This window comes from Paenibacillus catalpae, from assembly GCF_900112695.1.
GTDB lineage: Bacteria > Bacillota > Bacilli > Paenibacillales > Paenibacillaceae > Pristimantibacillus > Pristimantibacillus catalpae.
Genome location: NZ_FOMT01000002.1, coordinates 537,460 through 559,728 on the forward strand (window position 1 = coordinate 537,460; position 22,269 = coordinate 559,728).

The window sequence follows — 22,269 nt, forward strand, 5'->3', positions numbered from 1 at the left end:
CTCCTAGATTGCGACTCGACACTTCGGAGTATAACTGTTAGAAAACTAACTGTCAATAAGCTAACATTTATTTGACAATCCTATAGGATCACTGTATATTTTAGCTACTTACAATTAGATTCCTAACAATTACAGAGGGGACGATGGGACGATCATGCATTCCCGAAAAGATACGCCATATATGGATTTGTTTCAAATTATCGGTCTTAAGTTAAAGAAAAGAGCGGACGAGAGTATAAAAGAGCTAGGATTAAGTTCTCAACAAGGAAAAGTAATCGATTATATTTATGAGAACCAAAATAATCATATTATTCAAAAGGATCTTGCAGACCGGTTTCATCTACGTGGGGCGAGCATTACAAGCATGCTTCAAGGTCTAGAGCAAAAAGGGTTCATCGAGCGCAAAATCCCGGCCAATAATGAACGGCAAAAAAATATATATGTATTACCAAAAGCGGTTGAATTGATTGAAGGTTTTAATAACTCATTCCAAAAGGTGGAGGATGAGATCGTTCAAGTCCTTAATGACGAGGAGCAGCAAATCTTAAAAAAATTGCTGATCAGAATAAATGAACGCATATAAAGAAGAGGATCCCAATGAGATTATGGATGCAACTAGAAATATGTCGGACGACAAGAACATATATACAACGAAAGTCGCATATACCGCGGCTTTTTTATTTTTTGTATAGAAGTGTTGTCCTTTCCTAATATTTTCGGTCATTGCAAGCCCTATAGATGAACCCAATTTGCTACAGCTGACAGGAAATGAGGAAGCAAAAACATTTTTGAAGGCGGTTGGCCGCTGCCGTTTTGTTGTTGAAGTAAAGGGCAGGTTAATTGAATGGAATTACAGTTGAACTTGAATATAGGAAAGGGATATCGTTTACACGATCACCTGTAATGAATAAAGAAGATGATACGAAAAAAAGAAGTCGACCATTTCGTTGGTCGACTTCTTTTTTTCTATTGTGCGGTCAAAATTTGTGGGCCTTCAGCCGTGATAGCGATTGTATGCTCATATTGGGCGGCAAGCTTGTTATCCATCGTCCGTGCGGTCCAGCCGTCCGGATCGATTGTCATGAAGTAAGTACCTTCGGTGATCATGGGTTCAATCGTGAACACCATGCCTTCCTTGAGACGGAGGCCTTTTCCGGGCTTGCCGACATGCACATAAGTCGGCTCCTCGTGCAGGTCGCGGCCGATGCCATGGGCAAGAAGATCGCGCACGACACCGAAGCCGTGTGATTCCGCATGCTGCTGAATCGAGCTCGTCACGTCGCCGAGCCGATTGCCGGGCTGCGCCTGCTCGATGCCCAGGTCAAGACATTCCTTCGTGACACGCATCAGCTTCTCGGCAGTCGGCGAGATTTGCCCGACCGCATAACTCCAGGCCGAATCGCCGAGCCAGCCATCGAGTTCAGCGACCGTGTCGATCGTCACGATATCGCCTTCTTCGAGTGGCTTATTGCTAGGGAAGCCATGTGCGATCACATCGTTGGCGGAGGCACAGGTCGCGTATTGATAGCCCTTATAGCCTTTCTGGTATGGCTTTGCGCCGTACTTCAACATAATGTCCTCAAAAATGCGATCAATCTCGTTGGTGGTAATGCCCGGTTTGATAAGCGGGGCGATTGTACGATGGCATTCCGCCACTACTTGGCATGCCTTCCGGATAGCCTCAATTTCATACTTGCTTTTTAAAATGACCATGTTCGTATCAGGACTCCTTCGTAATAGCTTGCAAGGCGAGACGGGCAATTCGATCGATGTCAAGGTCAGAATTGCCTGCATAATAGTACAGTCCACAGCAGCCGATCAGCACAGCAAGCATATGGTCAACGCTATCGTCTTCGCACTGAGCGATCGATTGAAGTGGAACGTACAGACGTTCCGTAAATCGTCTCTTTGCGTGGTAGCGATCCTTCTCAGGCAAGCCTGCGTAATGTTCCGCCGCCATTTTGTAGACAAGATATGCACGGGCGTCTGATTGCCACAGCCGGAGGAGCGCTTTGCAATAGGTCAACACCTGCCAGTCATCGGGGTGGCTGCCGCTGATGTTCGCCCATTCCACGATAACTTGCTCGCATCTGTCAAAGCCGCTGCACAACACATCTTCTATTAATAAATGCCGGTTGGGGTAATAATGATATACTGTGCCGTAACCAAGCCCTGCTTCACGGGCGACGTCGCGAATATCAAAGCTACCTCCCGTGCGAAAGTAAGATCGCGCGGCGACGTCCAGGATCTGTTCTCTGCGCTGTATACGTATGAGCTCATTTTGTTCTTTGGTACGGGGGGACATAAGCGTGAGAACCTCCTTATATAGACCTGCATATTTGTCGATATAAAGATTTTAGCGCATATGGCAGAGTAATGCAAAAGATCTGTAGGTGTTCGATGAAATGAAGTATTAAGTTGTGAGCTGTCATAATACCTTATATGTTTAGCTATGGGGCAAGAAGTCAATTAGGGTTAAGTTCAACTAACCAGAGACGATAGCTTAAGTAAGAAACACCGACGCCAACTTTGAATCCGGCATTGAGAAAATATCGTAGGAATAATATTGGAAAGAGCAAACTTAAAAGACCTCCGTCAAGAGGTCTTTTGTTTTATATTTTAGAGGAATATCGTTAGCCAGCTGTCGTGAAGGCAAGAAGCTTGTAATGATTAGTAGTACCCTTTTCCAGTGCCTACACCACCTACCTGTGGGCCGTAACCGCCTCCCCAGCCGCCAACAAAGCCACATCCGCAGACGATAATCACCAGCAAGATGAACAGTACTAGAATTCCGCCAACTTGATTTCCATGGCCAAATCCTGACATAATTCACAACACCTCCTCACGTCTGGAGTATACTTTATAATATGTGTGGTGAGGTAAGGTGCTTGGGTATTTGCCTCAAAGGCATTCATTTAATTCCATTTGCCCCTCCGTTACGAAGGTCATGGAAGGTTAAATGTCCGGGGGAATGCATGCAAAGTTTAGGTGTTATTGAAGTGAGCAATTCGAAGGATGGTGAAATACCATTTATCAGATATTTCAACTCTGGAATTGTACTTTAAAGGAAAAGCAAATGAGGTATATAGAGTCATAGGAGAATTATTAATCGAACATCAGAAAATAACAGAAGGCTGGATTGATTTTCAACGCTTTATGAAAGGATAGCTTGATTGGCTATTAAATCAAAACCAAGGACTTTTAGCACAGGTCCAGGAAAAGTTATTACTACATATGCGAAAGTCCTGGAAAAGCATCAACTAAATCCAACTGAAATTAAGATTGGTTCGAATGATGAAACGTTTAAGGTAGCAATTTTAGGGGAATCTTTTATTATTTGTAGGGAAGTAGAATTCAAGAGAGTTTTATAATATTACGCGTACTACGTATTCAATCTTAATTGGAGTATCTGTTGCAGCTTTTGTTGGAGTAAGGGCGGCAGATCGCTATAGACATTGTGGTAGCAGAACACGTCAAATAACCTTCATCACTTGATGAAGGTTATTTGACGTTCATGATACCCTTGCTCTAGACGTTGCTTGTTTGTATCTGGCCATATTACAAACCGATTTAAGCGTTGCGCGAAACCTCCGGCTTCCGGGCATCCGTCCTTCCCCACAGTTGCCAACGCAGCACAATTCCGATGAAACCAATTATTCCAACCGCGAGCCCGGCGATCAAGAACGTGCGGCTCACCCCCATGAGACCGATCAGCGCACCGCCGCTGAGCGGAGCGATGACGAAGATGACGCTAGTCAAGGATTCAAATATGCCGCTGACGCGGCCTACGGCTTCGGGTGGCGTTTCCTTCTGCAAAATGTAGTTCATGCCCGAGGAGGTAAAGCCGGTACCGATCCCTCCAATAAAGAATACCAGCAGCATGAGCCAAAGTGGACTGTCTTGTCGGAAAGCACCGGCTGCCGCGAACATCAGGCCGATCAACGTCACGCCCCCTCCGAGCAGCAGTCCATACGCCGTAAGCTCTTGGTACCGGCGAAGCCAAGTTACGCTCGCGAGTCCGCCAGCCCCGATCGCGGTCACGAGCCAACCCATCAACTCGGGTTGTTCCGGGGCAATCTCGCGGAAGAGGACGGCGAATTGGGCATCAATCATTTGGATGCCGGCCAGCCCGATCAAGCTGAAGAGAAGACTCATGCGCAAGATGCGGCTGTGCCAGAGAAGGCGCCATCCTTCACGCCATTCGCCCCGCAGTCCCCCCTTCTCCCTGATTGGTGATGCAGCGGCCGGTACCCGCCCATCGGCGGCGGGGACAAGCAGGAGCAAGAAGGCGGACACGACGTAGCAGCCCGCATTCACCGCCATACTGACGGAGGGGGTGAATGTGGATGCCACGGAGGCGCCAAGCAAAGGCCCTAGTATTTTGGAAAGCTGGAAGACGGCTCCGTTAAGAGAGGTTGCCTGCAAGAGCTGATCCTGCGCAACAACTGCCCGAGTCATCGATTGTTGTGCGGGATAGTGGAAGACGCGGGCGGTTGATCGGATTGCGATCAAGCCGAGCAGTAATCCCGCGTTAGGGGCGAAGATGAGCATGACGGTTAATCCCGAGCGCAGGAGATCGGTGGCGATCATCAGGTTCCGTTTGTTCCAGCGATCCGCCAAAATACCTGCCAACTGGCTGAATGCAATGCTGGGCACGGCAAAACAAAGAGGTAGCAGCGCGATCGTCATCGCATCCGCCTTCCAGATGAAGCCGAGAAGAATCGTGACTGCCATAAAGTCGAAATAATCGCCGAAGGCCGAGAGGCCGTAGGCGGCGAACATTTTTGCGAACGAGCGGTTTTTTCTTAACATCGGAACGGCAAACCCCCTGATTGAAATCGTTATGATCCAATCGTAGCAGGGGAATGTCAGAGAATGATCAGAGATGTTTTATAAGCAAATGCTCCGTTCGAGGCAGCAGTTCTTCAAAGCGGTAACGGACAGCAAGCTGGTCCCGCTGCCGTTGATAGGCTAACCGATAAGTTTCGTCGCACTCGTGGATGGAGAGAAATCGCAGCAATGTATTTAAGCTAAAAAGCAGATGGGGGAGAAATTCCGTATGGCGGAGCGTCTCCAACCCTTCATCCAATATAAGTCTCGCGGCGGGAATATCGCCTTGCCGGTATAGGAGCATTGCCATGGCCACGAGATAAGCTCCCCGCTCGCGCTTGATCGGATGACTTATCAGGAGCTCGTCGCATTCGCGTAGCTTGGCGTCCGCAGTCTCTAGCTTCTCCGTCCATATTGCCAGATAAATCTCCTGCAGCAGAAAGACCGCCTTGAAGCTAGGGGAGTTGAGTCCTTCAATCTCCTGCCGGATCTCTTCGAGAGCATTACGCGCATGATCCGGCCTGCCGGCTTCCGTATAGAGGTTAACGAGGCTTAGCTGCAAGTCATATCGCCATTCCAATGTGTCGGCCCTGGCAAGAAGCTTTACGAAGTAAGGGAGCGTAGCTGCGGGCTCCGGTTGAATGAGGGAGTGGATATATACGGCATACGTCAGCTTCTGCCAAAGGGAAATGTGGTCCATTGTTAGGAGCCATTCAAAATCACTGCGTATAAAACGGAGATAGGCGTCATTATAAGGGTCGCCCGGCAAGCTGAGAACCTCACGGTTCTCCGCCAGCAGCTGCATGGCTGCTCCCATGCCAAGGCCGTGATACCTGGAAAATAAACGCTTCACGTCAAACGCGAACTCTTCGTCGAAGCATAGCGGATTATCTTTCGACTCGGGAGCGTGGCGCACGAGCTTGTAGCCCTGACCGCGGACGGTCTCCACGCGGAACAGATGGTTCCACCCGGCCAATTTTCTCCGAATGCGGTAGATGTGGTCGTCCACGGTCCGGTCGGTCGGGGCTTCCATCGGCCATACGGCATCAAGCAAAGCCTCCCGGGTGAACGAGCGTCCGGCATGCTCGTATAGAAATTGGAAGAGCACGAACTCCTTGGGCAGGAGATGAACGCGTTCTCCCGCGTATGCGATTTGATAAGTATCCGAATTGAAATGAATCATGTGAAACTCCCTGCCCTTTCATTACGCATGCCAATACTTCTTTTCTTGATGATGGCATGGCGGTTCGGAGAAAGCAAGCGAATGTCTTCCTTCCATTGCAGATGGTATGTTGAGGCAGCAACTGGCATCGTTTTATTGAGCTAACAGTGAACATAGTAGCGGAATATACTAGTTAGTAATTAGGTTGGTAGGTTAATGAAGGAGTTTGATTCCTTGAATTCGGTTATTATTCATAAAGCCCCATGTGGCCAGCAGGCCACGCCGAAGCTGCGGCGAAGTTATGCCGCAATGCTTCGTATTTCATTGTCGATCATGCCGGGCATACGGTGAACATAGAGAAGCCCAAGGCGGGTTAATCGGGAAATCTTGAAATTCATACATAGTTAAGGTATTGATCAATAGTTAAAGGGATCTTTAGGACGAAATTCTTTTAATATCCCGTTTTAAAGAGAAATCGCGGTGTAACGATAGGTAGACTTGAGATAACGGTATAATGCCACTAAGCGCCAATTAATGGCGTTTTCTTTTTATGCAGTTACTGTAGCTCTAACTCTAAATGCACAACGACAGTTTTTTTGGGGCGTGGTTGTTTGTTGGGTTTACCAATTATTTCCTTTGTTTAAGCATGAAGCGAGGTGTATAATCCGTTCAGATATCGGAGATAGAAGTGGGGAATTGGGTATGAACAACGGGTTGGTCAACGCCATTATTGCGTATATCATGTGGGGGGTTCTCCCGCTATATTGGAAGCTGTTTAACGACGTGCCGGCAGGAGAAATTTTGTCGCATCGGGTTGTCTGGTCGTTCGTCTTCATGGGTATTCTTGTTGCCGTCCAGCGCCGCTGGGGCGACATGAAGCGAATTGCATCTAGCCGTTCGCTCCTGCTGTCACTTGCCGCCAGCGGACTGCTGATCGCGGCGAATTGGCTCATCTTCATATGGGCGGTCAACAACGGCCATGTCGTAGAGACAAGTCTCGGCTATTATTTGAACCCGTTGCTGAACGTGCTGTTGGCGGTCGTCTTCCTTCGCGAGAAGCCAAACCGTGGCCAATGGCTCGCAATTGCCATTGCTGGTTCCGCAGTGCTCATCATCGCCATCGACTACGGGAGGTTCCCGTGGGTCGCGATTTCGCTGGCCGCGTCGTTCGGCTTGTACGGCTTCGCTAAGAAAAAGATCGGGCAAGACGCTTCTGTAGGCTTGCTGTCGGAGACGGCAGTCGTCCTGCCCATTGCGCTCGGCTACTGGATCTACTTGGCAGCCGCGGGCAAGACGACGGCATGGACGCTGCCCGCGTCCACGTTCGTCGAACTGCTTCTGTCAGGCGTGGTTACAGCGCTGCCGCTGCTCTTCTTTGCGCGGGCTGCCGCCCGGATGGCGCTGTCCGCACTTGGATTCGTACAGTACATTGGGCCGACGATTATGTTGTTATTGAGCATATTCGTATTCAAGGAATCGGTCTCTCCGGTGCTGCTCGTCGGCTTCGCGCTCATCTGGACATCGCTTGTCGTATACGCTGTGGCATCAGTTCGCGGCACGAGATTAGCGAAGGCGAGTTAACGGCAAAGGCGCTCAGGCACCGTCAAAAACAAAATGGCCATTTTGTTTTCGTAAGCTTAACAGGCGACATCAGAGAGTATTTAATACATTGGACTTCTATTCGGTTTGGCGGAACGACTCGGTAATAAATAAGTGACGTAAGGGTCAGGGCGACCCTCGGTACGGAAAAGAACCGGCAGCGGATCAGTGATCCGCTGCCGGTTTATTATTTGGAGGAGCTTTTTCACCTTAAGGATATCCCTGCAAACGTTGTTGCGGTTGGCAATCCTTGTACAGTGCTTCGCGAAATTAACGAGCACGATTCAGTGAACAAAGGAGCAGTTTGCCGGCGGCAGCTGCTCCTATTTTTCATTGAAGTAACAGGCAGGATAACGTAATAATAGACATGTATTTTCTGCGCAAAATGAAGCCACCTAAGGATACGGTTTGTATTTCAACTTGCATTTAATATATGTATGCGATATATTGCATGTATGAAAACGAAAAAGTAAGGATGATAACAATGCCAGTACCTAAAGGTTTTGTCTCGCCTGCACGGATGTCCGCTAAAGAACGGGTCTTCTCCCAAATTCAACGCTGGATTATCGATGGCACGTTGCAACCTGGTGAAAAACTTATCGATGCTGAATTGGCCGAGTCGCTTGGCGTAAGCCGCACACCTATTCGGGAAGCTTTTCAGCTACTCGAAGTACAGGGGCTCGTTTCCATGCATCCTGGAAAAGAAACAAAAGTAACGGAAATTGAGAAGGACGACATCTTTAAGATGTATTCGACAATGGCAGTTCTTCAGGCATTAGCAGCAGAAATTGCCGCAAAAGTGATAGTTCCTGAGCAGATCGAGCAACTGCGCGCGATTAATTTAGAATTTGCTAATGCTATTAAGAGTGGTCAAGCTTACCAAGCAATGGAGGTGGATGAACAGTTTCATAATCTCATTGTGGAGCTTTCCGATAATTCTTACGTCGCTTCATTCAGCGCATCGCTTCAGATACATAAACGACGCTTTAAATATGTGTTCCTAAAGCAGCCGGTTACTGCGACACAAGCTTCAGTTGATGAGCATGCTTTGATTATTACAGCTTTCGAAAAGAACGATAGTGAACTCGCTCAAGAAATTATGAAGCAAAATTTCATTCGTCCGATGCAGGAGCTACACGGACTACTTTAAACAGACAGGGGCAAAGAAAGATGGCGAACAAAAAAGATCTTCGTATTCGTAGCAAGGTAATCAGCGAGGGTGTCAATCGGGTACCGAATAGAGCGATGCTCCGCGCTGTTGGTTTTACTGATGAAGATTTCAAAAAGCCGATGATTGGCGTAGCTAGTACTTGGAGTGAGGTAACCCCATGTAATATGCACATAAATGAATTAGCAATTCAAGCCAAGCAAGGGGTGCGCGATCATGGTGGCGCTCCGCTGATTTTCAATACGATTACAGTTTCTGATGGCATTTCAATGGGGCATGGAGGCATGCTGTTCTCGTTACCAAGTAGGGAAGCCATTGCGGATTCTATTGAGATTGTAACAGGAGCCGAACGCTTTGACGGTCTCGTGGCGATCGGTGGGTGCGATAAAAACACGCCTGCCTGTTTGATGGCAATCGGGCGGATGAATATTCCTTCCGTTTACGTATACGGCGGAACGATTCAACCGGGTAATCTCGACGGTAAAAACGTCGATATCGTTACGGCCTTTGAAGCAGTCGGCCTATATCATGATGGAAAAATGACGGATGAACAGCTCCACAAGGTAGAATGCAGCGTTTGTCCGGGTCCAGGCTCCTGTGGTGGCATGTATACCGCCAATACAATGGCCGCAGCGGCAGAAGCCATGGGCATGTGCCTTCCCGGTTCATCCTCTACGCCAGCAATCTCGCCTGACAAAGCGGCAGAATGTGCCGCGGCAGGCAGACAAGTCATATCTCTGCTGGAACGTGATATCTACCCCAAAGATATCATGACGAAAAAAGCGTTTGAGAATGCGATTACTGTGGTTATGGCTCTAGGCGGTTCAACAAATGCGTTTCTGCATCTGCTCGCCATTGCACACTCGGTAGGCGTTGATTTGGCATTAGATGATTTTGAGCGAATCCGCCTGCGTGTTCCCCACCTGGCTGACCTGAAGCCAAGTGGCCGACATGCCATGCAGGATTTAAATGATGTTGGTGGCATACCGGGAGTAATGAAGTTGTTGCTCGCTGAGGGTCTTCTTCATGGTGATTGCCTGACGGTGACTGGTAAAACTTTAGCAGAGAATCTAGCCGAGGCAGCTCCACTTCGAAACGACCAGGAGATTATTCGCCCATTGGATAAGCCACTGAAACCGAATGGACCATTGGTTGTACTCAGAGGTAACCTAGCTCCTGAAGGTGCCGTTGCCAAAATGTCAGGTATGAAAAAGCTGCGGTTTGTCGGACCTGCAAAGGTGTATGACAGCGAGGACGAAGCAACGGAAGCAATCTTGAGAAATGAAATCCATAAAGGGGATGTATTGGTCATTCGCTATTGCGGCCCTAAGGGCGGGCCAGGAATGCCGGAGATGCTATCTGTTACGGCACTAATTGTAGGTAAAGGTCTTGGTGGAGAAGTTGCCCTTATTACGGATGGCAGGTTCTCTGGCGGCTCGCATGGATTTGTGGTCGGTCATGTATCGCCTGAAGCACAAGTAGGTGGACCAATCGCGTTGCTGAGAAACGGGGATACTATTACCATCGACAGCGAGACGCAGCAGATCACATTTGATGTCACTGAAGAGGAGTTAGCTGAGCGGGCGCAAGTATGGGTACAGCCTCCACTTAAAGTAAATTCAGGTGTACTAGTAAAGTATGCAAGGCTAGTTTCTTCAGCATCTAAAGGTGCAGTAACTGATATCTCCGAATAAGGTGTAATTCTACCGGCAGTTGAATAAAGCGGATGTGACAATTCAACCAGCGCTTGATAGGATTGCGTTTGCGGAAATGCTATGCTGTTTTCGACAGTGCGCACTGTACATTTTGTTTTATCGGAGGTATATGATGCTCGACTTGCGTAAAATTGGAGCTTATATTTCGAAGCTTCGCAAAGACCAGGATCTGACCCAATTGGAACTTGCCGATCAACTGAATGTAAGTCATCAAGCGGTATCGAAATGGGAACGGGGCGACTCGCTACCGGATATCGGAACGCTTCCGCAGTTTGCGAGGTTATTCGGCAAAACGGTAGACGACATTTTAAATGCAGGAGACAACGTAGAAAATCGGGAGCACCGGCACCTAGGAACGATCGTTAAGGAGATCGCAGAGAACAGGCCGGTACAAGTTGCAGAGATGGTCAATACCGGAGAGGTGAAGGTGGAAGAGCTTGTACAAGTAGCGCCGTTTGTAAAGGCAAGCGCTCTGAATAAGGTTACAGAACGATTAGACAACAGCGTCCTTAAGTTAGACGTGATCATGCGGCTGGCTCCGTTCCTTGGAACAGATACATTGGATGAACTGGTTCGTCAGGCAGAAGAGGGAGAAATTGTGTGGAATGCCATTACTGGACTCGCTCCGTTCGTCAGCAGCGACACATTAAGCCGACTGGTAGATAAATCGATTGACGGTTCCTTAGAAGTGCACAATCTTGTTGCAATTGCCCCGTTTCTTGGAAGAGAACATGTAGATCGGTTGGTACAAGAAGCCGAAGAGGGCAGCTTGAGCTGGCATTCCGTTCAAGGGCTGGCCCCCTTTATTAGCAGAGAAACATTAAGTCGTTTGGTAGACCGGGTTGTAGATGGCACCATTGATGCGAACCGGATCATAAGCCTCGCACCTTTTCTGGACAGGGAGCAAGTGGATCGGTTAGTACAAGAAGCCGAAGAGGGCAGCTTGAGCTGGCATTCCGTTCAAGGGCTGGCACCCTTTATTAGCAGAGAAACATTAAGTCGTTTGGTAGACCGGGTTGTAGACGGCACCATCGATGCGAACCGGATCGTAAGCCTCGCACCTTTTCTGGACAGGGAAAATCTCGAGAAGTTGATTGGTGGAGTCGAAGCGGAACAGCTTAGCCCGGATCTGCTGGCAAGTCTTGCTCATTTCGTCGATCAAGGGACATTGAGCAGAATGGTGAAAAACTTATTAAATAAAGTAAAGTAGACATGTATATCGGATATCGGAGATTGGATGCATAGACCGTCGGCGATTCCCAAAGCTACCGGCTTGAGCTTTTTGTTTGATTTTCGGATCATTGCGAACCAGCAATAGCAAATGACCGAGCCACGATAAAATTTGTCGATATAAAGATGTTGAAACGAAAGTTGAATAGCTAAACTGTTGGAGCTGCCGGTCTTACACCGGCAGCTTTTGTTGCGTTAAACGGACAGTTTAACTCGAAGGAGTACATTGATCTTTGAAGAAGTGACGCCAAGCAACAAGATATTCCCTTATTATGGGGGTAAGTATTAGCTGGTTTTTATTGAACTATAGTTCCCTACGTCATTAGGTTTCTCCAGATATTCATTTCGAATACACACGTTGGACACAGGAACCTCCTATACTTCAACTTGTAAGAACAAATTGGAGGTGCTGGCCGTAAGGTTAAAACAAGGGGTCCCATCGTCAGCAGGGATGCTGTCCGTTATCATTATTCTGATTTACGCTAGGTCAATTGAAACCTTTGCTGTCGAAGATTCGTTTAGTAGTAAACTAATTAAAATTGATGGGTTACTATGAAAGGATGTTATATATGAAATTCAAACAACACAAAAGACTTGGGCTGGCCCTTGCTACAGCATTATTAGCTTCTCCGTTGGTCATGTCGCTGCCAGCAGGTCATGCAGCTGCGGCTGTTACCAAAGCGAAATTCAGCATCATAGATCAATCTTTTAGCATTGAGGGAGTTAAGAGTAACATTGGTACCATCAACAGCGACGGCTCCACTTATATTGCTCTGCGAAACTTGAATAAGGCGTTAGGATTAGGAACAAACTTCGATAAAACGACTCAAGTGGTTACCGTTACCGGGCACAACCGGACCATGAAGCTGGATCTGAAAAACAACACCGCAACGTTAAACGGACAAGTCATTACTGGCCTGCAAGTGATTACACAGGATAATACGTCATATCTGCCACTACGCTCTTTGTTGGAACGCATGGGTTATGAAGTGACATACACATCAGGTTCCAAACAAATCGGCATTAAAGCTATTGCCGAGAACAAGTTGACGATCCAAGCTCACTCGTTAAGTGATAACAGCGGCGGCAAGAAGCGTTTCGTTTATTACCCTGTGATTTCTGGCATGGACAATACTGAAGTACAGACCAAAATCAATGCGCTGTTGAAGCAAGAGGCTGAGAAGACAATAGCCTTATCGAGCCAGCATAATGAGTATGACACTATCAGCAACAGCAATCTTAAGGGAGCATTCGAAGTTACGTACAACGAAAAAGGAAAGCTAAGTCTATACACTTACTACAGCATCGATTCAGGCGGAGCGCATGACCTCCATAGTCTCGTCCCTCATACGTTTGATCTAAACACAGGGAACCAATTTTCCTTAAAGGATGTAACTGAAGGTAAGGCAAACTATGTAACGATCATTAACGATCGGATCAAAAAACAAATCAAAGACCGTAAGCTTGACGTGATCACACCTTTTAAAACGATTAAGGCAGATCAAGACTTTTACCTAAGCCATAACGGAGTGGTCATTTATTTTACCGAAGGTGAGTTAATGGGAGCTGCACAGGGCTTACCTAGGTTCGTTATTCCTTTCTCGGCATTTAAATAGTTCACTGATATCCAGGAGTAGTTTGCCGCCATGGCAACTGCTCCTTTTTAAGCTAAAAGGCAGTTTGTTTAATGGATTAGAAGTTTGGAAGGAATTAGTAATTCCTGATAGAATAAATATGAAAATGATCCGGTAATAATTTGTACATATAAGGAGATAAAACTATGGCAAAAAACAAATTACTAAGAATGGACAATGTTGGCATCGTTGTAGAATCCCTTGATAACGCAATCTCTTTCTTCGAGGAGATTGGCTTGAAGCTCGAAGGGCGAGCTACTGTCGAAGGTGAATGGGCTGGCCGCGTAACAGGGCTGGGTTCACAGTGTGTAGAGATTGCTATGATGGTTACCCCAGATGGCCACAGCCGGATTGAACTTTCTCGATTTCTCACCCCGCCTACGATATCAGATCACCGAACTGCTCCTGTAAATGCCCTCGGTTATCTACGCGTCATGTTCACCGTTGAAGACATTGACGAATTGGTATCGAGACTCGCTAAGCATGGTGCTCAGCTCGTTGGCGAAGTGGTTCAGTACGAGAACTCGTATCGGCTCTGCTACATTCGTGGAAATGAAGGACATCTAATCGGTTTGGCGGAACAACTCGGTAATAAATAAGTGACGTTTAAAAGAAGACTTAACGGAAATATATACATTACTAGAGTAGGGTGCATCATATAAACACCGCGTTCACGCTCCGGGTCTGGGCGACCCTCGGTCCCGGAAACTAGGAGCGAGGAAGTAATTGCGGTGACACATCCGCACCGACTAGCCCTATCGCTGCCGGCACGCGATTGGCAGCTAAGATATTGCAGCGACAACACCACCTTGGGAAACTAACCAAGGCGGTGTTTTTTGTTACAAGAAAATAATGGAGGAGATATAAATGGAGCTTCTTGTTCCTTTTAAATTTATATCTCTTATGGAGAATTTAAGACAAGTCTACCTTAAGGACTGTACTTTTTTTGAAACTCCTTATCCAATAACATAATTTCTGCTTTTTGGCTTACGGCATGGTCCCCAAGTTTTACATCAATTATAAAGTCATTGCTTAGCATCCGTCGGTAGTGTGTAATTATGTCGCTGTCATCCCACTCTCCCAGTACCCTCGTTTCGGCTGGGATCACCGGAATTCCGGCTTGTTCTACTAGATGAAGGTTTTGTTTAATATCTGAGGCTATCTTTCTTAGCACACTTTCACTTCTTGCTGTCTCTATATCGACCATACCGTCTTTTGTATAGAAATGCTTGTTTACAATAGCCAACGCCGCATGCGAAACATGGAATGCTTGAATATCATTCTGTATCTCATAATGCAAATCTGCTAATTCAAATATTTTGGCAAGTTCCTTTACTCTTTCGGTCCTCAGTCCATTAACTTCACCAAAAATGGTTCCTTGATGTTTTTCGGAACCGAATTGCGCGTATAGAACGCCTTCTTTCATGTCTCCACCTGCACCAGGGAATCCTGGGAGTAACCGCTCGCCCACGATTTCAAGCCAACTGTCATATTGGATGGTATTAGTCAAGGTGACAATGGTTTTACTCTTATTATTTTTGACTGCAGACAGGGCAGATTCGACCTGATCATATCGTACGGGCATAAAGATGAAATCATAAATGTCGTCGTTATCAAGTTTTTCGATTGTATTTATTGATATTTGTTTCAGGGTCCCCTTATCGTTGTATGTTAGTCCGTTCCTTCTCAGCGTATCCAGTCTTTTTCCTCTTGCTAGTAGGGTGACGTCCAGTCCGTACTGTGCAAATCTGAGCGCATATACACTGCCAATCACACCAGCGCCGAATATTAAAAGTCTATTTTGTTTGGTGTTCATTGTTGATCCGTCCTTTCAGGATTATGATCACAGATTGCTTAAGCAACAACTGTTAGATAAGATATTAGTACCACATTCATATCAATTCAACCGGCAGATGAAGTGGAAAGTTGCATAACCAACACATATTGATATTTGATGTTTAATATGGGGGCAGGGATATGGTAAATCAGCAGGATCCAAGGGTTTTGCGCACAAGGCAGTTAATAAGGGAAGCATTCCGAGAATTGTTACAGAGTAAAGGATTCGATTCCATAACCATAAATGATATCGCACAGAAGGCTACCATTAACCGAGCAACCTTCTATGCCCATTATTTAGATAAGTATGCTTTGCTGGAAGAGATCACAGAACAGGCTTTTCGCGAGATGATTCCAGAAGAAGTGATGGATGCACTTGAGTTTACAGATGAAATATGTGATCAACTGATCTTGCTCACACACCGCTACCTCATAGATTTTCATCAGAAATGCAGAATGGATTCCAAATCGATGGCTACGATTGTAGATGAAAAAATAAAGGAAATGTTGAAACAGACAATAGTAAGTATTTTATTGAAAAGGGATAACTTCTATAGAGAAGACCGTTACCATGCAGAGATCATTTCGGCCATGACAGGCTCGGCCATTTATGGCGCTGCACTACATTGGTTAACAGTCGGAAAAATGGATCAGACCGATTCGCTTTTAAACATTGTTCGTCCTTATGTTATGAACGGTCTTGAGTTGTATCGCAATTGAGGTGTTTTTGAACTAACGAGGAATGATAGTTCAATTAAAGCTGCAGCAGATCTGAGATCTGCTGCAGCTTTTGTTTTGTTAAAGTATAGGGCTGGTTAGTTTAAACAAAGTTGTGGGCTTGAGGAGCCTAGGCCGTAACTAATTTTTAAAGAGTAAAGATTGGCCCGTAAATCGGGTGTTGACCTGGAGGTGGCTCCAGCCTCTAGAATAATAATATCCGGAGCAGAGAGAGGTGGCGATCAAATGTATTCCATCGGGCAAGCGGCGGAGTTGACTGGTTTCAGCATCGATACGCTCAGGTATTACGAGAAGATTGGTTTGACGAAGCAGCCCGACAGAGGGCCGGGGGGGCTGAGGTTGTATAGTGAAGAAGACGTACGGTTGCTTACTTCCTTGCACTGCCTGAAAAAGACGGGATTGACGCTAGAAGAAATGAAGAACTTTCTGCAGGAAGGACGATGCTTCGCGAATCCGTTGTTTCCGTTAAGTGCCGAAGACAGGGAGGTTATCGCGAGCCGAACGCACATTCTCTCTGAACATCTGGCCAAAATGGAGGATCAGTACTTAGCGCTAGCGAGCGTAATCAGGCAGACCAAAGAAAAGTTGGATTTTTACAATGGGATATTGGAAAAGGAGGCATCGATAAAATGAAAATCGCTTCTATCGGTTCTGGGAATATGGGCGGGACATTAGGAAAGAGATGGGCCGCATTTGGGCATCAGGTGATGTTTGGATCGCGGGATCCGCATAGCGAGAGGATGAAGCTCTTGCTTCAGGTCGCGGGCGATAACGCACAGGCTGGCACCGTCAAGGAAGCGGTCACGTTCGCCGAGGTGATTCTGCTTGCAGTGTTACCCGGTGATGTGGAGCGCACGCTTGCCCAGGCGGGGGATCTGGACGGCAAGATACTCATCAACTGCACTAACAGATACGACGGCATGTCCGCGGACTTAGAGGTGAGGCATCTTGCTAGGAATGCTCGCGTTGTCCGTGCTTTTCACACACTGCCCTGGGAAGTGCTTGCAAGCCCGCGATATGAAACGGGTCTCGCGACTGCTTTCTTGAGCGGGGATGACCCCGCAGCAGTGACAGCTGTCGCAAAATTGGCAGCCGATATCGGACTCGATCCGGTAGACGTTAGCGGCTCGGACGCTATGGCAAAGGTGGAGGTGGCGATCGGGACACTTTGGAGTGTACTCGCTCCCAAGTTCGGACGGGAATACAGCCTTGCCGTACTAAGACGTTAGTGGTAGGAAGTTGATGCGATCTTGTACAAAACTGATTTTTGGTCATATGGTAGTGAAATCGTTTAAGATAAATATTGTTGTATGCGTAGATTCAAACTCCCCGGTACGTATCCCTTTTCTAGGGTACTGCGCGCTCTAACAATGGTTGAATAGCTAAAATGGTTAGTGAGCGTCAAATAGCCCACATCCTGGCTAGCAGGTGTGGGCCATTTGACGCTCACTAATTTTGAAAGTTCGAATTCAACGAACCTACAATCGGCGCTATATAAAAGACGGACCGTTCATATAAACTCTTCATCCTCATTTGTAATTCAAATTATCAACTCTTTTCATCTTATCATAGATAAGTGATGGAGCCATAGGCTCCAGAAGATTGTCCAAATGAATTAGGTTACTTAGTAGCGGCTAAGAAAATTACTTATAAAATAAATTAGACAAGGAAATGGATTGGTGTCAGCTAACGGGAAAGTGCGGTAGGGGTATCTAAAGGGAAGTTAATATTTGACTTCTAAAATAATTGTCGGATGACAAGAACATTATTTCATTAACTGCCGCGTAAATCGCGGTATTTTACTTTATGGGATAAAGTTCTTGTAGAGCCGAATGACAAGAACGCTGCAACAGCGCCTCTCCCGAGCGGGAGAGGCGCTGCTCGCTTAGATAAACTGCCTTACATCGTTGTTGCGGCTGAAGCGATAGATGGCGACCAGTGTGAACACGGCAGCGAAGGCGACGAGAATGGCCAAGTTGAGCCCGAGACTTCCGATCGCTTGACCGTCCTGCAGCTTCGTAATCGTGTCGAGAAGCCAGTGTTGCGGGAGGAAGCTCGAAATTTTCTGAACGGTATCCGGCATAATCTCGGCTGGGAAGAAGCAGCCGGCAAGCAGACAGGTCGGAGTAATGATCAGCGTCTGCAGAGCGCTGGCCCCTCTGCTGTTCTTCGAGAATGCGGTGAGCAGCAGGGCGAGGCTGATGGCGACGAGCGAGAACAGGAGGAGCGCGCCGAGCAAATCTCCGAACGGAACACCGGAGTCGATGCCGAAGGCGTACTTCAAGATCAACAGCGTAATGACGATCTGCAGCACCTGGATGATGAAGGTAACCAGCACGTTCGCGAGCACGAATCCCCGGGCCGATAACGGAGATGAGAGCAGACGGAGGAAGGTGCGGTCTTCTCTCTCTTTAAGAATAAGCCCGCACATGTTGACCGCGGAGGAGAGGAGGAACATCAGCAGGAAGCCGATCGATTGATACGTCATATCCTTAAATCTCGCGGTATCTTTAAGCGACTCCGAGTCGAACTTGAAGCTGGAATTTTTGTAATCCGCAAAGATGGCGTCGAACGCATCTGCGTCGTTCTTCGTCACTTGGCCAATTGCGGCGACGTTAACAAGATAGCCGTCAAGAAGTGCCTTCACGTAAGAAGTTACTTCCGCGCCTTTGGCGGAAACGAGGCGCAGATGGGCCGGATGACCATCCTGGACGCTGTCCGCGAATCCTTCCTCGAAGATAAGGCCGCTGTCCAGCTTTCCGGAAGCGATGTCCTTGTTTATGGAGGCTTCATCCGTCATCGTGATTTTCACGTTGTTCAGCCCTTCGACGAAATGAATCGCATCTTGCGTCAGCGTCTTCTCGCCGTCTTGGTTGAGGATGCCGACGTGTAAGCTGCCGCCGCTGGAGCTTCCGTAGATCAGCATGGAGAGCAGGACGGCGGCGATTGGCAATCCGAAGTAGACGATCCAGCTCGATCTCTTGCGAAAGGTTGAGTGGAGCAGCCTGCGAGCAATCCAAAGAATGTTAGTCATGTCAGAACGCCTCCCGTTTACGCATCGTAATGGCGACGAATGCAAGGAACGCTGCCGCTATCGCGGTATTAAGCCCGATGACCGGGAACACGGCTTGCAAGTCGTCGTTATAGATCAAGCTCATCAACGCTTCATTCGCCCAGCGAAGAGGCGAGACGTTCGCGATTGCGCCGAAGACGCCGGATGCCTCGTCGACAGGGAAGTAGGCTCCGCCGATCATGGATGCTACTTGAACGAAGATCATCATGACGGCGTTGACCGCATCGTCTTTAAATAGGTAGGCGATGCCAAGGCCGAAGCTGACCGCCAGCAGAACTTCGGTGAACAACAGGAGAAATACAAAGCCGAGGTGTTGGCCCCAGTTGGCGTTGAACGCGTATTTGCTGAACACGACGACCGCGAGAATGCACAGGAAGTTGATGATGGTGCTAGCAATCACCTTACCCGCGAAGATCTCCATCTTCCCGATGGGGGCGGCGACCAGTCGGAGCGCCGTCTTCCGCTTCACCTCGCCACGAATGAGCCAGCTAGCCGACATGCAGGCATAGAAGGCAATCATTGTCGATTCCGCAATCGCGTAATAATCGATGGAGCCCGGTTTACGGTCTGGATCGATCGAGAACTCCTGGACGAACGAACCGGCCGACATCGATCCCGCGATGATGGCTTGCGCCGCTTCGGGATCGTTTTTTACAGCTGCCGCGGCCAAGCTATACTTGTCGGCGAACGAGGTTAGCATGCCTTGGATGATATTACTCGAAATTGTCTGACGGCTGCTTCCGTAGAAGTGAACGCCATTGTCGTCGATCTCCGCGTAAGCCGTAAATTGATTATTCTGAACCGCTTCCTTGCCGTCGATGCCGTTCGCGGCGGGCGTCAACTCGACGCCTTCTTTGCCGATCGCTTGAGCGAAGCCGTTCCAATAGCTTTGCAGCTGCTGACTCTGGGCGGTATTTTTAACAAGCAGCTTCATATCTCCGACTGCGACTCCGTTATGGAAGGCGTTCGTTAGCGCCGTTCCGAGGATCAATATAAGCACGATCGGAAAAGCAAGCATAAAGATCAGGGTGCGCTTATCCCGCAAACTTTTCTTGATCTCGAATAATGCAATGTTCAGCACGTTCACGTTCCTCGTCCTCCTTAGTCGCGCAGGTTCCGGCCGGTTAAGGTCAGAAATACCGTCTCCAGATTTGGCGCTTGCTCTTCGACCGAGCTGATCTCGACCTGATCGCGAATCAACTGCTGGATAACCCAATTGAGATTGTTAATCTCGCCTTTCGACACGATCTTGACCGTTTGTTCTTCCAACCGAACGGAATTGACGCCAGTGGTTCGCTTCAGTGCATCCAGGTCAAGACGCTCGGCGTTCTTCACGCCGATCCAGGTCTCCTTCGTATCGGTGATGATCGACTTGAGTTGCTCCTTTGTTCCCTCCGCGATGATCTTGCCGTGGTCGACGATCGCGATACGGGTACATAGATCTTCGACCTCTTCCATATAGTGACTCGTATAGATGACCGAGCAGCCCATCTGATTCAGCTTCTTCACCGAGTTCAAAATGTAATTGCGAGACTGAGGATCGATACCCACGGTCGGTTCGTCCATGATGATCAGCTTGGGGTGGTGGGCGATGGCGCAGGCGATGTTGAGGCGCCGCTTCATGCCCCCGGAGAAACTCTTCGGCAGAGCTTTGTGCTTGTCGCCGAGACCGACGAACTCCAGCGCCTCCTCCGTGCGTTCCTTCAGCAGCGACCCGCGGAGACCGTACAGTCCGGCGAAGAAGCTCACATTCTCGTAGGCGGTCATCTCTTCGTAGATTGCGAGATCCTGCGGTACAATGCCGATGTTCATCTTGGAGAATTTGTTCTCCTTCACGATGTTTCTGCCGAGAACTTGGATTTCTCCCTTCGTGATCCGCAGCAGTGAGGAGATCATGTTAATCGTCGTGCTCTTGCCCGCGCCATTCGCTCCGAGGAAGCCGAAGATTTCTCCTTCGCTAACGCTAAGGTTCATGTTGTCGACGGCGATGAAGTCGCCGAATTTTTTGGTCAGGTTGCGGATTTCCAATACGTTCATCCGTATCACTCCGTTTTCGTTAATGTTCATGGCTTTATTCTAATAAAAAAGGATGACCTCATGTCAGTGCATAAGTTCACCCTTTGCATATGAGAAATTTCATGTTTGAAGCGTGAGTTCTTTCATCCGCCCTTCTGAAGGGGCAAGAGAGTGGTCACGCGGAAGCCCTTGGCACCGTCGACGATGACGGTTCCCCCCGCGGACGCTGCTCTCTCCTCCATGCCGACGATGCCCAGCCCTTTGACGATTTTGCCCGCGCCTCTGCCGTTGTCGGCGACGACGGACTGGATCATGCGGTTCAGCACGCGAATCTCGAACTCGATGGCGGTCGCCCCTCCGTACTTCAGCGAATTGGTGACCGCCTCCGTCGCGTTCTCATGGATGATCTTCCACTGAAGAGGCGTGATCACATCCAGATCTCCCGCATGGGTGACGGTCGCGTTTATCGAGTGATTGGCGGACAACTCGTCCACGAACAGCCGAAGCCGGTGGATGCCAAGCTCCTCCGACCGGGGCTTCATATCTTTAAGAGTAAGGCGGATCCGCTCCAGCCCCTCCTTGGAGATGGTGATTGCGTTGCCGAGAAGCTCGGAGGCTTTATCCGGATTCGCGCCAAGCAGACGCCTGGACGCTTCCATCTGGATAAGCGCCCCGGCCATCGCGTGGCCGACTTCGTCGTGAATCTGCTGCGACAGCCGATTGCGCTCCTCCAGCTTGATTGTGTACTTGGATTGGCGAATATACTCCTCGTTCATGCTAAGGGATTGCTTCAGACGCTGCAGATCGAGGCGAAGCGTCTCCTTCTCCTCGCCGATCTTCTCGAGTTTCTCCGTATGAACCCGCAAGGCATAGTAGAGAAGAAGGCTTAAGGAGGTTGAGAGAAGATAGACCGGAATCTCGTCGTTTGGAATGAGGAACAGCGGCACAAGTCCAAGCAGCAGGGCGAAGCGGTTTCTTCCTCCCAGCAGCAGCACAATCTCATAGAGATTGACGGGCAGCAGAAGGATAAAAATCGTATTCATACGAAAGGCGAGCAGAGCGACCAGTACGGCCGAAGCGACCGATCCCAGCAGCTGAAACCGTCTTTGCTTTTTCAGAATCGGAATGGCCATGTTCACGCATAAATAGGACAAGTAGGCTAGCATCTCCCACGGAGATGCTCCGCGCACGACGGAATAAGAGACGAAAATGACGTAGAAAAGCAACGCAGCCTTGTTGCCAATGATCCAAAATTCCATGTCGCGACT

General features: G+C 48.3%; 20 protein-coding genes. 10 read left to right on the plus strand and 10 right to left on the minus strand.

Annotation, left to right across the window (positions count from 1 at the left end; all coding sequences use genetic code 11):
• The first annotated feature begins 154 nt into the window (after nt 1–154).
• The gene (locus tag BM200_RS10105) at nt 155–583 is read left to right on the plus strand and encodes a MarR family winged helix-turn-helix transcriptional regulator (protein ID WP_091184616.1); all 429 of its coding nucleotides are present in this window, start codon (nt 155–157) and stop codon (nt 581–583) included.
• Between the two features lie 383 nt (nt 584–966).
• Here BM200_RS10105 and map read toward each other — a convergent pair whose 3' ends face one another.
• The 5 genes from map to BM200_RS10125 form a co-directional block, all read right to left on the minus strand.
• Nucleotides 967–1,713, minus strand: a complete 747-nt coding sequence (gene map / locus BM200_RS10110) for a type I methionyl aminopeptidase (RefSeq protein ID WP_091184618.1) — start codon at nt 1,711–1,713, stop codon at nt 967–969.
• A gap of 7 nt (nt 1,714–1,720) precedes the next feature.
• Nucleotides 1,721–2,305, minus strand: a complete 585-nt coding sequence (locus BM200_RS10115; RefSeq protein WP_091184620.1) for a TetR/AcrR family transcriptional regulator — start codon at nt 2,303–2,305, stop codon at nt 1,721–1,723.
• 365 nt (nt 2,306–2,670) lie between these two features.
• Nucleotides 2,671–2,826: a hypothetical protein gene (locus BM200_RS29975; protein WP_015844449.1), complete on the minus strand. Its 156-nt coding sequence runs from the start codon at nt 2,824–2,826 to the stop codon at nt 2,671–2,673.
• Between the two features lie 744 nt (nt 2,827–3,570).
• Nucleotides 3,571–4,812: an MFS transporter gene (locus BM200_RS10120; protein ID WP_091184622.1), complete on the minus strand. Its 1,242-nt coding sequence runs from the start codon at nt 4,810–4,812 to the stop codon at nt 3,571–3,573.
• A gap of 67 nt (nt 4,813–4,879) precedes the next feature.
• On the minus strand, nt 4,880–6,013 hold the full coding sequence (locus BM200_RS10125) for a winged helix-turn-helix domain-containing protein (RefSeq protein WP_091184625.1): 1,134 nt from the start codon (nt 6,011–6,013) through the stop codon (nt 4,880–4,882).
• Nucleotides 6,014–6,694: 681 nt separating this feature from the next.
• Between BM200_RS10125 and rarD the strand changes: the two genes are divergently transcribed.
• The 6 genes from rarD (at nt 6,695) to BM200_RS10155 (ending at nt 13,937) form a co-directional block, all read left to right on the plus strand.
• Nucleotides 6,695–7,573 (plus strand): EamA family transporter RarD, encoded by an 879-nt coding sequence (rarD, locus tag BM200_RS10130; RefSeq protein ID WP_091184627.1) that lies wholly within the window; start codon nt 6,695–6,697, stop codon nt 7,571–7,573.
• 502 nt (nt 7,574–8,075) lie between these two features.
• A complete protein-coding gene (locus BM200_RS10135) occupies nt 8,076–8,741 on the plus strand; it encodes a GntR family transcriptional regulator (protein ID WP_091184630.1) in 666 nt (221 codons plus the stop codon).
• Nucleotides 8,742–8,761: 20 nt separating this feature from the next.
• Nucleotides 8,762–10,453 carry a dihydroxy-acid dehydratase gene (ilvD, locus tag BM200_RS10140; protein WP_091184633.1) on the plus strand — a complete coding sequence of 564 codons (1,692 nt, stop codon included), beginning with the start codon at nt 8,762–8,764 and terminating at the stop codon, nt 10,451–10,453.
• Nucleotides 10,454–10,583: 130 nt separating this feature from the next.
• Nucleotides 10,584–11,684: a helix-turn-helix transcriptional regulator gene (locus tag BM200_RS10145; RefSeq protein WP_175532821.1), complete on the plus strand. Its 1,101-nt coding sequence runs from the start codon at nt 10,584–10,586 to the stop codon at nt 11,682–11,684.
• A 589-nt stretch (nt 11,685–12,273) separates the two neighbouring features.
• Complete coding sequence (locus BM200_RS10150) at nt 12,274–13,320, plus strand: stalk domain-containing protein (protein WP_175532822.1); 1,047 nt, start codon at nt 12,274–12,276, stop codon at nt 13,318–13,320.
• Between the two features lie 164 nt (nt 13,321–13,484).
• Entirely contained in the window at nt 13,485–13,937 is a 453-nt protein-coding gene (locus BM200_RS10155; protein ID WP_091184641.1) for a VOC family protein, read from the plus strand.
• 329 nt (nt 13,938–14,266) lie between these two features.
• Here BM200_RS10155 and BM200_RS10160 read toward each other — a convergent pair whose 3' ends face one another.
• Nucleotides 14,267–15,154, minus strand: coding sequence for a ketopantoate reductase family protein (locus BM200_RS10160; protein ID WP_091184643.1), 888 nt, complete (start codon nt 15,152–15,154; stop codon nt 14,267–14,269).
• 161 nt (nt 15,155–15,315) lie between these two features.
• Between BM200_RS10160 and BM200_RS10165 the strand changes: the two genes are divergently transcribed.
• The 3 genes from BM200_RS10165 to BM200_RS10175 all read left to right on the plus strand — a co-directional run bounded on the left by BM200_RS10165 (nt 15,316) and on the right by BM200_RS10175 (nt 17,141).
• Nucleotides 15,316–15,894: a TetR/AcrR family transcriptional regulator gene (locus tag BM200_RS10165; RefSeq protein ID WP_091184646.1), complete on the plus strand. Its 579-nt coding sequence runs from the start codon at nt 15,316–15,318 to the stop codon at nt 15,892–15,894.
• 243 nt (nt 15,895–16,137) lie between these two features.
• A complete protein-coding gene (locus tag BM200_RS10170; RefSeq protein ID WP_091184649.1) occupies nt 16,138–16,545 on the plus strand; it encodes a MerR family transcriptional regulator in 408 nt (135 codons plus the stop codon).
• The gene (locus tag BM200_RS10175) at nt 16,542–17,141 is read left to right on the plus strand and encodes an NADPH-dependent F420 reductase (RefSeq protein ID WP_091184652.1); all 600 of its coding nucleotides are present in this window, start codon (nt 16,542–16,544) and stop codon (nt 17,139–17,141) included. Before BM200_RS10170 ends, BM200_RS10175 begins: the two co-directional genes overlap by 4 nt.
• 656 nt (nt 17,142–17,797) lie before the next feature.
• On the opposite strand, the gene BM200_RS10180 is transcribed toward BM200_RS10175, so the two are convergent.
• The 4 genes from BM200_RS10180 to BM200_RS10195 form a co-directional block, all read right to left on the minus strand.
• Complete coding sequence (locus tag BM200_RS10180; RefSeq protein WP_091184653.1) at nt 17,798–18,946, minus strand: ABC transporter permease; 1,149 nt, start codon at nt 18,944–18,946, stop codon at nt 17,798–17,800.
• Between the two features lies 1 nt (nt 18,947).
• Nucleotides 18,948–20,072, minus strand: a complete 1,125-nt coding sequence (locus BM200_RS10185) for an ABC transporter permease (protein ID WP_091184657.1) — start codon at nt 20,070–20,072, stop codon at nt 18,948–18,950.
• Nucleotides 20,073–20,086: 14 nt separating this feature from the next.
• A complete protein-coding gene (locus BM200_RS10190) occupies nt 20,087–21,022 on the minus strand; it encodes an ABC transporter ATP-binding protein (protein ID WP_091184659.1) in 936 nt (311 codons plus the stop codon).
• A gap of 122 nt (nt 21,023–21,144) precedes the next feature.
• On the minus strand, nt 21,145–22,260 hold the full coding sequence (locus BM200_RS10195) for a sensor histidine kinase (protein ID WP_091184662.1): 1,116 nt from the start codon (nt 22,258–22,260) through the stop codon (nt 21,145–21,147).
• Nucleotides 22,261–22,269: the final 9 nt, after the last annotated feature.